We start from the raw sequence: 14,545 nt of genomic DNA, 5'->3' as shown, positions 1-14,545 counted from the left end.
CGGTGGATACGGCAGAGGGCGATCTCGGGTTTCCCCGGGATCGCCCTCTTCACTGAAAGAGTCTAACCCTTACTCAGCAGCTGCAAGGATGTTAACAACCTTGCGGCCCTTGCGGGTACCGAATTCGACCTTGCCTGCTGCCAGAGCGAACAGGGTGTCGTCGCCACCGCGGCCTACGTTGTTGCCGGGGTGGAAGTGGGTGCCACGCTGACGAACGAGGATTTCACCTGCGTTAACAGTCTCGCCGCCGTAGCGCTTAACACCGAGGTACTGGGGGTTTGAGTCACGGCCGTTGCGGGTGGAGCTTGCGCCCTTCTTATGTGCCATTGATGCCTACCTTAGGTAAAAGAATGTTTTATGGTAACCAGTCGACGCTTGTCTTAAGCGTTGATCGCGGTGATCTTGACGGTGGTCAGTTCGGCGCGGAAGCCCTGACGCTTCTTGTAGCCGGTCTTGTTCTTGTACTTCTGAATAACGATCTTGGGACCGCGGAGGTCTTCGATCTTTTCTGCGGTGACCTTGGCTGAAGCCAGGGACTTTGCATCAACGGTGACCTTGTCGCCGTCAACCAGCATCAGCACGGGCAGCTCGATGGTGCTGCCGGGCTCGCCAGCGACGCGGTCAAGGGTAACCAGGTCTCCAACAGAGACCTTTTCCTGGCGGCCGCCAGCGCGAACAATTGCGTATGCCACTTGGGAACTCAATTCTATCTTGACGTCATTTTTAAGGGTTCACAGGGTGTTTGACTGAAAGGGAGCCGGGTTCACCGCAAGGTGGTGGCCCGGTACTGCTCGGTCTGTAAACCGGGCGGTTTCAGGTTTTCGCTCTGTGAAGTGGTGTGGCCTCATCACCGGTGGTGGTGTGCCCAGTTGAGTCCACGCTAACGCTTGCTTGTGGAAACAACACCGGCTCACAAGTTTACGCCCTCTGGGGCAGGTGGGCAAGCAGGTGGTGCCGATGTGCTTAAAGGCTCACTGATTCCCAGGCTTTAAAAGAGAACGGGTGGGGGAAGCATGATTCTGCTTCCCCCACCCGGTGGGCTGGGGCCTTGCTTAGGCTGTCTGGCCCTCGCGCTTGATGTCGGCAGCTGCGACTCCGACCCCGAGCATGACGGGGGCGTCATCGCTGGAGGCAGCGGGCTTGGCTGCCTGGTCAATGCTGGCGACTACGGAACTACCGCTTGCAGCCTTGACCTCTTCGGTGCGGACCTCGGTAGACCCTGCTCCTGAGCTAACAGCCCGGCGGGAGCGGCGCTTCTTGCGGGGGGCCTCAGTCGCGGCGATTTCCACGGGGGCTGCCACCTCGGCCGAGGGCTGGGCTTCGGGGGCCTTCTTACCGGGTGTTGCCACACCGGTGACAGCGGGGTCAGCCTCAACCGAGATGGGAGCTACGTACTTGACGTCTGTGCTGGAAGCCCGACGGGACTTACGTTCCCGACGCTTGGGGGCATCTGCCTGATCGCGGTCTGCCCGGCGGTGCGGACGCTCCGAGCGGTAGGTGCGCTCATTTCCTGCAGCTTCCTCTCCGTCACGGTCATACTCCCGGCCTGCCTTCTGGGAGGCCCGGGCCCGGGCTTCCCCAGCGCGGATAGCATCCAGGCGGGATGAGTTCTGGGTGAAACGGGAGTCCACTTCAGGGTCGACGTCCAGGGAGGCGTCGGAGTTGACGGTCAGGTCTTCTACCGAGTAATCCTCACGACGCTTACCGGCCCGGCCCCGGCCCTTAGAGCGGGTTCGCTGGGTAGGCTGGCCTTCCTTATCGTCGGTTGCAAGGGGAGCTTCAGCGTCAAAGACAGCGGCCAGGGATTCGAGGGTGAAGGAGCCCTGCTCCCCCATGGAGTCTTCGTCGGTTTCCGACTCAACTACCGGAGGAAGTTCAATGACTTCATCACCAATGGTGAGCACCTGGTCAGGCTTGACGGTATCCAGAGGCTGACCGGTTTCGAGGTCAAGACCTGCTTCAGCTCGGCGGTTGCGCTTGCGGCGCTTGCGCTTGCGGGCAGACTTGGACTCGCCTTCAGGGGCTTTCTCATCCTGCTGGCTGCTGGCTGCTACCAGGTTGGCCAGGGCGGCCCGGCGAGATTCGGTCTTCTGCTCATTGTCTTCATCAGTTTCGAAGGGGACCTCGGAGCGGTGGGCGTTCTTCTGGTTTCGGTAGCGCTTGCGGTCATCGCGCTCGATGCGGTGGATGAAGTCGCTGGCACCACCAGAACGGCCCTTGAGGGGCTGGTCGTGGACGAGTAGGCCCCGGCCGGCGCACTCTTCACAGGGCTCTGAGAAGACTTCGAGCAGGCCAGTGCCCATCCGCTTGCGGGTCATCTGAACCAGGCCAAGGGAGGTTACTTCAGCAACCTGGTGCTTGGTGCGGTCCCGGCCCAGGCACTCAACGAGTCGGCGCAAAACCAGTTCGCGGTTAGATTCAAGCACCATGTCGATGAAGTCAATGACCACGATGCCGCCGATGTCGCGCAGGCGCAGCTGGCGGACGATTTCTTCGGCCGCTTCCAGGTTATTCTTGGTGACGGTTTCTTCCAGGTTGCCGCCGGAGCCGGTGAACTTGCCGGTGTTAACGTCCACCACGGTCATAGCCTCGGTGCGGTCAATCACCAAAGAGCCACCGGAGGGCAGGTAGACCTTGCGGTCCAGGGCCTTAGCCAGCTGCTCTTCGATCCGGTAGTGGTCAAAGAGGTCGTCGTCCTCTTCCCACTTCTTCAGGCGGTCCAGCAGGTCGGGGGCAACGTAGGTGACGTAGGCTTCGATGGAATCCCAGGCGTCTGAACCCTGCACCATCATGGAGGTAAAGTCTTCGTTGAAGACATCGCGCACGGTCTTAATGGTCAGGTCCGGCTCCTGGTAGAGCAGTTCGGGGGCCAGAACCTTGCGGGATTCGCTCTTGGCCTTGATTTCTTCCCACTGCACGCGCAGGCGGTTGATGTCGTTGCTCAGCTCTTCCTCGCTAGCGCCTTCTGCGGCGGTGCGGACGATGACGCCTGCGTCCTCGGGGAGCTTGTCCTTGAGGATTTTCTTCAGGCGCATGCGCTCAACGTCGGGAAGTTTACGGGAGATACCGGTCATGGAGCCACCGGGTACGTAGACCAGGTAGCGGCCGGGCAGAGAGACCTGGCTCGTCAGACGGGCGCCCTTGTGGCCAACGGGATCCTTGGTGACCTGAACCAGCACCGAATCGCCTGCCTTGAGGGCGTTTTCAATCTTGCGGGGGGCCCCGTCCAGGCCGGTGACGTCCCAGTTGACTTCACCAGCGTAGAGAACAGCGTTGCGGCCACGGCCGATGTCCACGAAGGCAGCTTCCATGGAGGGCAGAACATTCTGCACCTTACCCAGGTAGACGTTGCCGATCAGGGAATCCTGCTGGGTCTTAGACACAAAGTGCTCAGCCAGCACGCCGTCTTCAAGCACACCAATCTGAATGCGGTCGTCCTTCTGGCGGACCAGCATCTGGCGGTCAACCGACTCGCGCCGGGCCAGGAACTCCGCTTCGGTGATGATCTGGCGGCGGCGGCCGGTGGCGCGGGTTTCCCGGCGGCGAATCCGCTTTGCCTCTAGGCGGGTGGAGCCGCGGACGCCGGTTACCCGGTTAGTGCCGTGGGAATCGGACAGGCGGGGGGCGCGGACCTTAACAATGGTGTCCTCGGGATCACCTTCGGCTCCACCCTCAAACTCTAGGTCGGCATCGCCCCGGCGACGGCGGCGACGGCGGTGGGAGGTGATTTCAGGGTCCAGGTCAGCTAGACGGCGCTCGCGGCGCTCAGCCTCCTCAGCCTCCCGGCGGGCCTGGATCTCAGCCTTACGCTGGGCAGTAATAGCTTCTAGGTCAGGTGAGTAAAAGAGTAGGCTATTGGCACTGGCTGCAGCGGCAATCTTGGCTAGTTCTTCTTCCTGCAGTTCACGCAGGGTCTTCTGGTGCTCGGTTTCTTGGTCTTCAAGCTGTGAGGCTTCATCCCCGGACACTGAGGAATCTTCACCGTCTGAATTTTCACCCTCAAGCGCAGGTTCTGCGCCGGAAGTCTCCGCATCAGCGTCGGTCGCTTGAATCTTGTCGCCGGTCTCCTGGGTGGTTTCGGTTGCCTCTGCGGGAGTCTCTTCGGCTGCAGTTTCAACTACCGCTTCGGTCTGCTCGGTCTGGCCTACTGGCTCTTCGTTCTTTTCGCTGCTCATCGGCTAGCTTCTCCTTGATGTCAGCCGCCGCCGCACCGGTGGACTTTGCCTTCGTCGATGGTCCCCTTCCCTCCCTTTCGGGTTGGGGAAGAATCCACCGAAATCCTGAACTACCCGATCAATCTCAAGCCGGTCAAGGCGAGGTCTTGGCTGGTCAAGGCTTCTGTGCTCCAAAGCCAAAACAACCGGGCCAGGGGCAACAACCCGAGGTAGCTGCTTACGCGCCACACTTCACTCACTTGCGCCAGTTCAACCAGGTCTTATCGGTTCTCTGACGGTTCGGGGTGCCTCCTGGGCAGCTTCACCGTGTGCGGACGGCACACTGCCAGTTCCCATTCTCTCACACCTTCCGTCTCTTTCCCCTCCCCCACGCCCAGAGCCAGCCGCCATGACCCAAAGCACTACACCGTAACCGTCCTTTCCCCCCGTTAAAAAGCTGGTGAAACAACACGGTGAACCTGGGAATTCGTCAAGAAACCCAGTGCCCCTGGTCAGGGAAGACCCGGCAGGTAGTTAAAACCCGTAGGATGGGTTTTTAGAGAAACCCCGTCGACAAAGGATGTACTGTGTCTTCGACAGTAAGCACACCCCATCAGGACTCCCCGCTTCAAGCCCAGGCAGACCGGAGGCTTGGTTGGTTTACCCTAGTGCCCGGCCTACTTGCCTTCCTGTCAGCTGCCATGCTGGTCTACGAGCGGATGCAGATTTACATGGACGCTGGCCACAAATCCATCTGTGACCTTAACGCCCTGCTCAACTGTGGTACCGTCATGCGCACCTGGCAGGCCGAAGTTTTCGGCTTCCCTAACCCCTTCATCGGCATTGCCGGGTATGCGATCGTCCTGACCATTGCCACAGCCCTCATCGCAGGGGCCCGCTTTTCCACCTGGTACTGGGTGGCCATGCAAATTGGTCATACCCTGGCCATGAGCTTCGTGCTCTGGCTGTGGTACAACACCACCTTTGAAATCAACGCCCTCTGCCTCTTCTGCATGATTGTGTGGATAATGCAAACCGCGATTTTCGTCAAGGTCACCACCCGCAATATCCACGCCGGTGTCATCCCTGCCCCAGCCTCCTTCAGGGAGGCCGCCCCCAACTGGACCTGGTTCAGCATCGTCCTCATCTACATCCTGATGTTCGGTATTATTTTCATCCGCTTCTTTGATGTCATTATGGGAATGATGTCCTAACCCGTTTCACGGCAGAATAAAGGCCCTACCGGCAGCTACCCGGTAGGGCCTTTGCAGTTTAATCTGGTGTGGTGTTTAGGCTCCGAACCAGAGGGCGATCTCCCGTTCAGCTGATTCAGCCGAATCTGACCCGTGGACTAGATTCTTTTGGACCGATTCACCCCAGTCCCGGCCAAAGTCGCCCCGGATGGTGCCGGGGGCTGCGGTGGTGGGGTTGGAGCTTCCCATAAGGGTGCGGGCTCCCTCGATCACTCCATTGCCTTCCAGCACCAGGGCCACGACAGGGCCAGAACCCATGTAGCTGACCAGGGGCTCATAGAAAGGCTTCCCTTCGTGTTCAGCGTAGTGGTTTGCCAGGAGCTCGGCGCTAGGTACCAGCATTTTGAGTTCGGCGATTCGATACCCCTTCCGTTCAAAGCGGGCCAGGATTTCGCCGGTAAGGTTGCGGGCAACGCCGTCGGGCTTTACCAGAATCAGGGAACGTTCTATCACTGTCATCTCCTAGAGAATTTGAGGTAGGTCACTGCTAATCCTACCCGAGGACCCGGTAGTAGGGAGTAAGGGCCGGGCAAGAAACAGCGCGTCCCTCCCCCACTCTGAGGGTCAGGACGCGCTAGTTCAGTTCTATGAGTCAGGGTGGGTTTAAGCTGGGTTAGCTTTTTCCCATTCTTCCTGTGCCCGGGCTCGTTCAGCGTTTTCTGCATCGAGGCGGGCTCCGCGGGTTACCGCGAACCAGTAGGCAATGGCAAAGGCACCGCCCACAAAGAACATGGAGGGCAGTTCGAAACCAACGGCAATCAAAGCCAGTTGGAGGATGTAGCCCAGACCATAACCCCAGGGCTTCTTGAGGAAGGCCGGGGTGACCAGTAGGGCAGCTGCCAGAGCCAGACCCAGCGCCCAAATAAGTACCTTGACCCAGGTGGGGTCGTTGAAGTGGTGGCCGAAGATAGCCAGGGTGGCAAAGAAGGCAACCAGGGCTTCAAGCGAGAGCACCATAGAGGTAAACATAACCTTGATGGAGCGGGGCTTCTTGGGCTGGCCCGGCCGCCATTCGCGCTGGGCGCGGGTCATTTTCGCCATCGTCTCTCCTTTACAATCCAAGCAGGGTGCTGGCTTCGCCCACCACAGTGATAGAGCCGGTCACCAGAACCGCCGAGTTGAGGTTGGGCACGTCTGCTGCCGCTGTAACCGCTGCTGAGAGAGCATCGGGGATGTTCTCATAGGTTTCGATGGCATCTTCATCGAACCCTGCCTCAAGAGCCAGCTCGGCCAGTTCTTCAGGCGCGATGGCTCGTGGTGAGTCTGACTTGGTCAGGTGCAGCACCGTGCGCCAGGCAGCCCGGTCAGCGTACTCGTCGAAGAGCAGGTTCAGCATGGTGGCGGCGTCCTTTTCACCCAGGATACCCACCACCAGGTGGAGTTCTTCGAAGCTGAAGGACTCCTTGAAGGCAGCTGCCGACGCAGCGACCCCGTGGGGGTTGTGGGCGGCATCGAGCACCACGGGCGGCTCTGTGCGGGCCACCTCAAGACGGCCCGGCGAGCGCACATCCCCAAAGGCCTGTTTGACCAGGTCAAGGTTGAGTTCCTTCTGGCCTCCGCCGAGGAAGGCTTCAACTGCCGCCAGGGCGACCGAGGCGTTTTGGGCCTGGTGGGCGCCGAAGAGGGGCAGGGCTAGATCCTCGTAGTGGCCAGCAAGGCCCTGTACGGTTATCAGCTGACCACCCACTCCGGCGGTGCGCTCGAGGACCTTGAACTCCAGTCCCTCAAAACGGTAATCGGCGTTTCTGGCGCGGGCAGCTTCCAGGAGTACCTGGGCGGCAGAGGGGTCTTGGGCGGCAGATACTAGGAAGCCGCCGTCCTTAATAATCCCTGCCTTCTCACCGGCAATATCGGCCAGGGTGTCCCCCAGCATGTCGGTGTGGTCAAGCCCAATAGGAGTCACCACAGATACGGTAGCGTCAGCCACGTTGGTGGCGTCCCAAGAACCTCCGATGCCAACTTCCAGAACCATGACGTCCACCGGCTCGTCCGCAAAAATAGCGAAGGCCAGGATCGTCAGGGCTTCAAAGTAGGTAATGCGGGGGGCACCGACTGCCTCTAGTTCAGCGTCCACGATCTGCAGGTAGGGCTGAATCTCGCCCCAGATCCTCACAAAGGTGGAATCCGCAACGGGAGCCCCGTCGATTGAGATTCGCTCGGTGACCTTGGAGATATGGGGGCTGGTATAGCGGCCAACTCGAATATCGTGGGCCATGAGCAGGCGCTCAATCATGCGGGCGGTTGAGGTTTTACCGTTAGTGCCGGTGATGTGGATGACCGGGGCAGCCTTGTGGGGCTCGCCCAGGATCTCCACGGCGCGGGCCATGGCGTCCAGGCGGGGAGCCATCTTATGTTCGGGGGCCCGGGCCAGCAGGTCTGCGTAGACCGAGGCTACGCCGAGGGCGTCATCAGCAAGGACGCCCTCGGCAGCGATCTCGGCAAACACGGGGTCAAGCTCCATGTTGTCCTGGCTCATTTAGGCCTTCTTTACGGCAGCTGAGAACTCAGCGCCCTCACGGTAGGTGACGGAGACAGCCAGGGTCTCACCGGCCACCAGCTCTTCGTGCTTCTTGATAGCTTCAAGGTCAGCAGCGGGGGCGGTGATGGTCAGCTCGATGCGGTCAGAGACGTTCAGGCCGGCCTCCTTGCGCTCAGACTGGATGGCGCGGACGGCGTCGCGGGCGGTGCCCTCGGCCAGCAGCTCCTCGGTTAGGGTGGTGTCGAGTACCAGGAAGCCACCGCCGGGCAGGACGGAAACGGCATGTTCGGCGCTGCCCTCGGTTTCAGCAACCACTGTCTCCAGCTCGTACTCGCCCGGCTCCAGAGCCATCTTGTCGGCACCAACAACCACGGTGCCGTCCTCAGTCACAGCCCAGTCCCCGCTCTTGGAGGCCTTGATAGCAACCTGAACCTGCTTGCCCAGGCGGGGGCCAGCGGCACGGGCGTTGACCTTGAGCTGCTGGGAGATGCCGAAGTCAGCCGGAGCCACCTCGGCGGCGTCCAGAAGCTCAACAGCCTTGATGTTAAGCTCATCGGCAATGATGGACTCGAAAGTACCAGCCAGGTCCTTACCACCGGCCACTGCAACGGTCAGGGCAGCCAAGGGCTGACGTACACGCAGCTTGTGGGCCTTACGCAGGGCTGAACCGGCAGAGGCCACGGCGCGGGTGGTCTCCATGAGAGCCAGCAACTCTGCCTCGTCCTTGAAGTCCGCAGGTGAGGGCAGGTCGGTCAGATGGACCGAACGCTCCCCGGTCAGACCGCGATAGATTTCCTCGGTGGTCAGCGGCAGCAGGGGCGCAGCCATCTTCACGAAGGTCACCAAGGCGGTGTAGAGCACATCAAAAGCCTCGGTGTCTTCGTTGAAGAAGCGCTCGCGGGAGCGGCGCACATACCAGTTGGTTAGGGCATCGGTGTAGGTGCGCAGGGCCTCGCAGGCGGCTGAGACGTCGTAGGCGTCCATAGCATCGGTGACCTCGGCGACCAGCTGGCGGGTCTTGCCCAGGATGAAGCGGTCCATGACGTGCTGCCCCTCGGTGACCAGCTGAGCCTCGTAGCCTGCCCCACCGTTTGCGGCGTTGGTGTAGAGGGCAAAGAAGTGGTAGACGTTCCACAGGGGCAGCATGACCTGGCGGACGCCCTCGCGGATGCCCTGCTCGGTCACGATCAGGTTGCCGCCGCGCAGGATCGGGGAGGACATGAGGAACCAGCGCATGGCGTCCGAACCGTCGCGGTCCAAAACCTCGGACACGTCGGGGTAGTTGCGCAGGGACTTAGACATCTTCTGGCCGTCGGAACCCAGAACGATACCGTGGGCGATGACATTCTCGAAGGCGGTGCGGTCGAAGAGGGCGGTGGCCAAAATGTGCATGGTGTAGAACCAGCCGCGGGTCTGGCCGATGTACTCAACGATGAAGTCTGCCGGGTAGTGGGCCTCGAACCATTCCTTGTTTTCAAAGGGGTAGTGGAACTGGGCAAAAGGCATAGAACCGGAGTCGAACCAGACGTCCAGCACATCTTCCACACGGCGCATGGTGGACTTACCGGTGGGGTCATCCGGGTTAGGGCGGGTCAGCTCGTCGATGTAGGGGCGGTGCAGGTCTACCTGACCGTCCTTGTTCAGGGGCAGACGACCGAAGTCGGCTTCCAGCTCAGCGAGGGAGCCGTAGACGTCGGTGCGGGGGTAGTTGGGGTCGTCCGATACCCAGACGGGGATGGGTGAGCCCCAGAAGCGGTTACGAGAGATGGACCAGTCGCGGGCGTTCTCAACCCACTTGCCGAACTGGCCGTGCTTGACGTTTTCGGGGATCCAGTTGATGTCCTCGTTCAACTCGCTCATGCGGTTCTTGAAGTCGGTCACCCGCACATACCAGGAGGTGATAGCGCGGTAGACCAGGGGGGTGCGGCAGCGCCAGCAGTGGGGGTAGGAGTGAACGTAGGACTTCTCGCGGATCAGCGCCCCGTCAGCCTTGAGGGTGTTGATAATGGTGCGGTTAGCATCGAAGATCTGGACGCCGGCAATCTCAGCCAGGGGGGCGCCCTCAGCTAGGGTGGAGTCGGCGAAGAGGTCCAGGAACTTGGCACCCTCGTCGATGGAAAGGATCACGGGAATACCGTAGCCCTCACAGACCTTCTGGTCGTCCTCACCGTAGGCGGGTGCCTGGTGGACCAGGCCGGTACCGTCGGTGGTGGTCACATAGTCAGCGACCAGAATCTGCCAGGCCTTCTCGGTGCCGAACTTTTCGGTGTCGGTGAAGTAGTCCCACAGGGGTGCATAACGCACACCCTCCAGCTGGGCACCGGTGTAGGTAGCTAGGACGGCCTCGCGAGCAGCCTCTGCCGGGTTCTCGGCCTCCGCATAGCCCAGGTCCTTGGCGTATTCGCCCAGCAGGTCGGCTGCCAGCAGGAAGCGGCGTCCTTCCAACTCACCGGCACCGGGGACCACAACGTAGCTGATCTCGGGGCCAGCAGCCAGGGCCTGGTTGGTGGGCAGGGTCCAGGGGGTGGTGGTCCAGGCAAGAGCCTCAACACCGATCAGAGCTTCAGCTACAGCCTTATCGGTTGCCAGGGTGGTGTCGTCGGTGATGCGGAAAGCCACGGTGACGGAAGGGTCCTGACGCTCCTTGTAGACGTCATCGTCCATGCGCAGCTCGTGGTTGGACAGCGGGGTTTCGTCCTTCCAGCAGTAGGGCAGCACGCGGAAGCCCTCATAGGTTAGGCCCTTATCATGAAGCTGCTTGAAAGCCCAGATCACGGACTCCATGTACTCCACGTTCAGGGTCTTGTAGTCGTTCTCAAAATCCACCCAGCGGGCCTGGCGGGTGACGTACTCTTCCCATTCCTTGGTGTACTTGAGCACCGAAGCGCGGGCAGCGTCGTTGAAGTTATCGATGCCCATCTCGATGATCTGCTGCTTATCGGTCATGCCCAGCTGCTTCATCGCTTCCAGCTCAGCAGGCAGGCCGTGGGTGTCCCAGCCGAAGCGACGCTCTACCTTGTGGCCGCGCTGGGTCTGGTAGCGGGCGACCAGGTCCTTGACGTAGCCGGTCAGCAGGTGGCCGTAGTGGGGCAGGCCGTTGGCGAAGGGAGGCCCATCGTTGAAAACGAACTCGTTAGCGCCGTTCTCACCGGCGTCACGGTTGTCAATGGAGGCCTGGAAGGTGTCGTCCTTTTTCCAGTAATCGAGCACTGCTTCTTCGAGTGCGGGGAAAGAGGGGGAAGCGGCCACAAAGCTGGCTCCGCTTGCACTTGCCTTGGGGTAAACAGGCTTCTTGGTCATGGTTGCGCCCTTGAGGTTACTTATTGCCAATAACGTGGGGTGCAAGGACGCCTGCCCTCCCCCGTCCTTTCGACGGGCAAGCACCTGCGCGGTACCACCTTGCTTACCAGCTCTCACCGGTCGCTTCATGACAGCTATGTCGGGCATACCCGCCCGGTTCTACTTGGACTACTGTCTGTTCTTCCGGGGCGCTCACCGGTGATTGCCGGGTCAATGCGCTAGTTCTGTTCTATTCTAGGTGGATTTCAGAATACTGTCTAACCTACCAATCCAGCCGGGTAGGTGTTTGCCATAAAAACAACTACGCTAGCAATTTATCTCCGCGTGAGTGGAGCTAAATCGCTAGCGTAGTGTGTCAAAACGGGGATTAACCGCTTCTAAAGCTGTTACGGGCTAGCCCGTCCTGTTAGTAGCCACATCTATTCCGCGCCCTCCCCTCGTCGCAACGAATTACGGGGGTGTGCAGGTATAACTACCAGCAGGATTGCTCACCGGCAATCAACCGGGTCTGTGCAACTGTTACCTATTTTAGGGCCCGTCCTAGGCAGCTGTCTAACGGGTTTTTCTGGGTATGAGCGCTCTTTTGCCAGGGTGGCCGGTGAATTACAGGGGTGTGAGTACAAGATATGGTGCAGGTGGGGACGCCCCACCCCAAGATAGGGGGTTATTGCGCTTTTCTGAGGTGAGCAGAAGAACCTAAATTACAATTCTTGCTCCTGCCAACGGGTGGCCCCGCTCCGCACTCTCTGAAGTGTTTGGACCAGGCCGGGGCCAGCCGTCTGTTCCCCTGACAGCCCGTTCCCTCCCCTGAATGCCCACCAAACTCTCTCGGTGCTTATAGAACTCATGGCCATTCCGAGAGTCTGGTAGACAATTAGCGGCGACGGGCCCGGCTGAAGTCCCTCTCTAATTTTGTTTTGAGGTCGTGCGGACGCCGGGTCAGCTCCTCCCAGGTCACTCGAACCACATCCCACCCCTGACCGCGAAGCAGTGCTTCCCGTTCATTCTGGCGACCAAAAACGTCCTCTCGATCCCCGAAATTGGTGTATTTCACCTGCCCATCAAACTCCACAATCAAACCCAGCTCAGGCCAGGCAAAATCAGCCCTAAACTGGTTTCCATACACCCCAATCTCGTACTGTTCAATTGGCGCTGGCAGGCCGCAACGTAGCAGAAAAAGGCGAAGCAAACTCTCTCCCGGCGACTCACTCAATGGGCTAATCATCTCAGCAAGACGACGCCCCTGAACCGAACCCGAGCCAGACATCTCGCGTAAAGCCTTCGTCAACTTTTGATGTTCGACCTTCTTCAAAGAACTATCGGCAAGCACCAGCGCCTCTTCAAAGCCCATCACTCGCATGCAATGCACCACCGTATCGAGCGGGGCTGTCACAGCTACACCTAAAGAGGTCTCAGTCTCATACCGGGAAAGCCTGTGGCGCACTACCCGAGTTGAGGCGATTCCATGTGCCTTACCCACCGTGTGAATAGCAGTTGGGCTATGTAACAACCACATACCGTGCACCGCAGCTGCGGAGTGGTGGGACAGCACCGACGTTTTAAGCCGCCCCCGGCCAAACCCTATGACCTGAGCAAGATACCGCTGGCTTGGATAAAGCTGGGAGTAAAAGCTGGTAGCCATGTAACTGCCGTAGCCAAGCCGCTGGAGTTCACCCCGGGCAACTGCCCGAGCCACAGCGTCCTTATTGATGCCTCGGGCAGATAAATCTGCAGTTGTCAGCACCGCCAATGCAATTTCTTCTGAAGATTTCATGGTCACAGTGTGCGCTCATAGGGGCAAAACCCACTCATTTCGAACTCCCTGTGGAAAGTGCTTTCCGCATGAAAACGCGGGATCACAGGAAAATTGGTGAAACTGCGATGCATTATGACGAAAGATTCAGAGGACCGTCCACAAGACTCTCGCACTGCTTATCAATAAAATAAGCAGTGCAAGAGTCTAGTGGGCAGATACAGGGAGCAGCCCGTATTTGACCATTAACGGAAGAAGCAAAACCAACTGAGGAGAACCCCATGCCCCTGATCAATGTTTCGTACGCATCCGTCCAGTCTGATGAAAAGAAGTCGGAGCTCATCGCTGAGCTAACCAAGACCTACGCCCGGGTGATGGGGACGGCCGAGCGTTCAGTGTGGGTTTTGCTGAACGAAGTACCCCGCACCGACTGGGGCGTTGGAGGACAGACCCTGGCAGATATTGATCAAACAAGTAAGCCGGTCAAAGAATGAGCACACAGAATCCTGACTGGGTAGGGGCCCTAAAAGTTCTGGCCACTTGCCTCCATTCAAGCCAGAAATCTTACACCCGAGAAGAACTCATAAATTTAGGCCGGTCAAAACAAAACAAGGTGGGCAAAACTACTACCCAAACCCCTGAACAATTCGCCAATGGTTTCAACACTGCCCTCAATAAATTGCAGGCTTTGGACTGGGTCGAAGAAACAGGGGACAACCGGTTCCGACCTACACCCAGGCTCACCACATGGGTGCAGAATAATTCCCTGAAATCCCTCAACCAGTCAGCCATTGACAGGTTAGTTACAGCCCACAAGCTTGACCAAGCCAAACACAAAACTCAGACAGGAAAAGGCACACCTGCCCATAAGCCTGTACCCGTCAATATCCCCTGGGCCAAGGAGCCCCAGCAGTCTAGCAAGAGCTCCCCCAACCCATCACACCAGCCAGATAAGGCTAGTGAGCAAACAATTATCTCCCAGCCACTAGAGGCGACCGAAGCTCAACCTTCTACCGCACAAGGTATTCAGCAGACCCTATTAGACCGGCTGCACGAGGCGACTATCACCCAACTCGAAACCTTCCTCGATGAAATCACTCCCGAGAAATTCGAGATTCTTTGTGGCCACCTCCTCGAAAAACTCGGCTATGGCTCAGCCGTAGTCACAGGCGGTGCCAACGACGGCGGAATTGACGGCGTTGTCTCCTCCGACCCATTTAACATCAATGCCGTGGCCTACCAGGCTAAGCACTTTCGGACTGACCGGCTGATTACCCAGGTCCAAATACAGCAATTTATCGGTGCCGTTGAGACCTACCCACAGCAGAGATTTGATGCGGCTTTCTTCATCACCACCAGTAGTTTCCACCAAGGGGCTATTGAAACAGCTCAGCGAGCACCTTTCCCGGTCAGGCTCATTGACCGGCACATGCTGATTAAACTCATGTTCACCCACAAGCTAGCCCTCACACCCCATACCCTCACTGTCTTGGCCCTGGACGAGAACTACTTGAAGTAGCCTCCAGCCAATACCTAAACCCAAGGACGCCTGCCCCAACACGCTTGTGTCGGGGCAGGCGTCCTTGTGGTAAACCTGAGGCAACAA

The 14,545-nt window shown here is 59.1% G+C and carries 11 protein-coding genes; 3 read left to right on the top strand and 8 right to left on the bottom strand.

Going from position 1 to position 14,545, the window contains the following annotated elements; genetic code table 11:
- Positions 1–69: 69 nt before the first annotated feature.
- From rpmA to ACMXX3_RS01560, 3 genes are all read right to left on the bottom strand, one after another.
- Positions 70–327, bottom strand: coding sequence for a 50S ribosomal protein L27 (rpmA, locus tag ACMXX3_RS01570; RefSeq protein ID WP_135013898.1), 258 nt, complete (start codon positions 325–327; stop codon positions 70–72).
- Between the two features lie 53 nt (positions 328–380).
- Positions 381–692, bottom strand: coding sequence for a 50S ribosomal protein L21 (rplU, locus tag ACMXX3_RS01565; RefSeq protein WP_135013897.1), 312 nt, complete (start codon positions 690–692; stop codon positions 381–383).
- Between the two features lie 360 nt (positions 693–1,052).
- A complete protein-coding gene (locus tag ACMXX3_RS01560) occupies positions 1,053–4,175 on the bottom strand; it encodes an Rne/Rng family ribonuclease (protein WP_421083053.1) in 3,123 nt (1,040 codons plus the stop codon).
- Positions 4,176–4,741: 566 nt separating this feature from the next.
- On the opposite strand from ACMXX3_RS01560, the gene ACMXX3_RS01555 reads away from it, so the two are divergent.
- A complete protein-coding gene (locus ACMXX3_RS01555) occupies positions 4,742–5,368 on the top strand; it encodes a vitamin K epoxide reductase family protein (RefSeq protein ID WP_421083052.1) in 627 nt (208 codons plus the stop codon).
- Positions 5,369–5,443: 75 nt separating this feature from the next.
- Here ACMXX3_RS01555 and ndk read toward each other — a convergent pair whose 3' ends face one another.
- The 5 genes from ndk to ACMXX3_RS01530 form a co-directional block, all read right to left on the bottom strand.
- Positions 5,444–5,866 carry a nucleoside-diphosphate kinase gene (ndk, locus tag ACMXX3_RS01550; protein WP_421083051.1) on the bottom strand — a complete coding sequence of 141 codons (423 nt, stop codon included), beginning with the start codon at positions 5,864–5,866 and terminating at the stop codon, positions 5,444–5,446.
- Between the two features lie 144 nt (positions 5,867–6,010).
- On the bottom strand, positions 6,011–6,448 hold the full coding sequence (locus ACMXX3_RS01545) for a DUF4233 domain-containing protein (RefSeq protein ID WP_237220855.1): 438 nt from the start codon (positions 6,446–6,448) through the stop codon (positions 6,011–6,013).
- A gap of 10 nt (positions 6,449–6,458) precedes the next feature.
- Positions 6,459–7,883, bottom strand: a complete 1,425-nt coding sequence (locus ACMXX3_RS01540; protein ID WP_421083050.1) for a bifunctional folylpolyglutamate synthase/dihydrofolate synthase — start codon at positions 7,881–7,883, stop codon at positions 6,459–6,461.
- Positions 7,884–11,186 carry an isoleucine--tRNA ligase gene (gene ileS, locus ACMXX3_RS01535; RefSeq protein WP_421083049.1) on the bottom strand — a complete coding sequence of 1,101 codons (3,303 nt, stop codon included), beginning with the start codon at positions 11,184–11,186 and terminating at the stop codon, positions 7,884–7,886. It abuts the gene before it with no gap.
- An 874-nt stretch (positions 11,187–12,060) separates the two neighbouring features.
- Entirely contained in the window at positions 12,061–12,960 is a 900-nt protein-coding gene (locus ACMXX3_RS01530) for a hypothetical protein (protein WP_421083048.1), read from the bottom strand.
- A gap of 260 nt (positions 12,961–13,220) precedes the next feature.
- Here ACMXX3_RS01530 and ACMXX3_RS01525 point away from each other — a divergent pair, with 260 nt between their 5' ends.
- Together ACMXX3_RS01525 and ACMXX3_RS01520 are read left to right on the top strand one after the other, a co-directional pair.
- Complete coding sequence (locus ACMXX3_RS01525; protein WP_421083047.1) at positions 13,221–13,433, top strand: tautomerase family protein; 213 nt, start codon at positions 13,221–13,223, stop codon at positions 13,431–13,433.
- A gap of 119 nt (positions 13,434–13,552) precedes the next feature.
- Complete coding sequence (locus ACMXX3_RS01520; protein WP_421083046.1) at positions 13,553–14,458, top strand: restriction endonuclease; 906 nt, start codon at positions 13,553–13,555, stop codon at positions 14,456–14,458.
- Positions 14,459–14,545: the final 87 nt, after the last annotated feature.

This window comes from Rothia nasimurium, assembly GCF_049068285.1.
GTDB classification, from domain to species: Bacteria; Actinomycetota; Actinomycetes; order Actinomycetales; family Micrococcaceae; genus Rothia; species Rothia nasimurium_I.
This window is presented reverse-complemented; position numbering and strand designations above follow the sequence as displayed.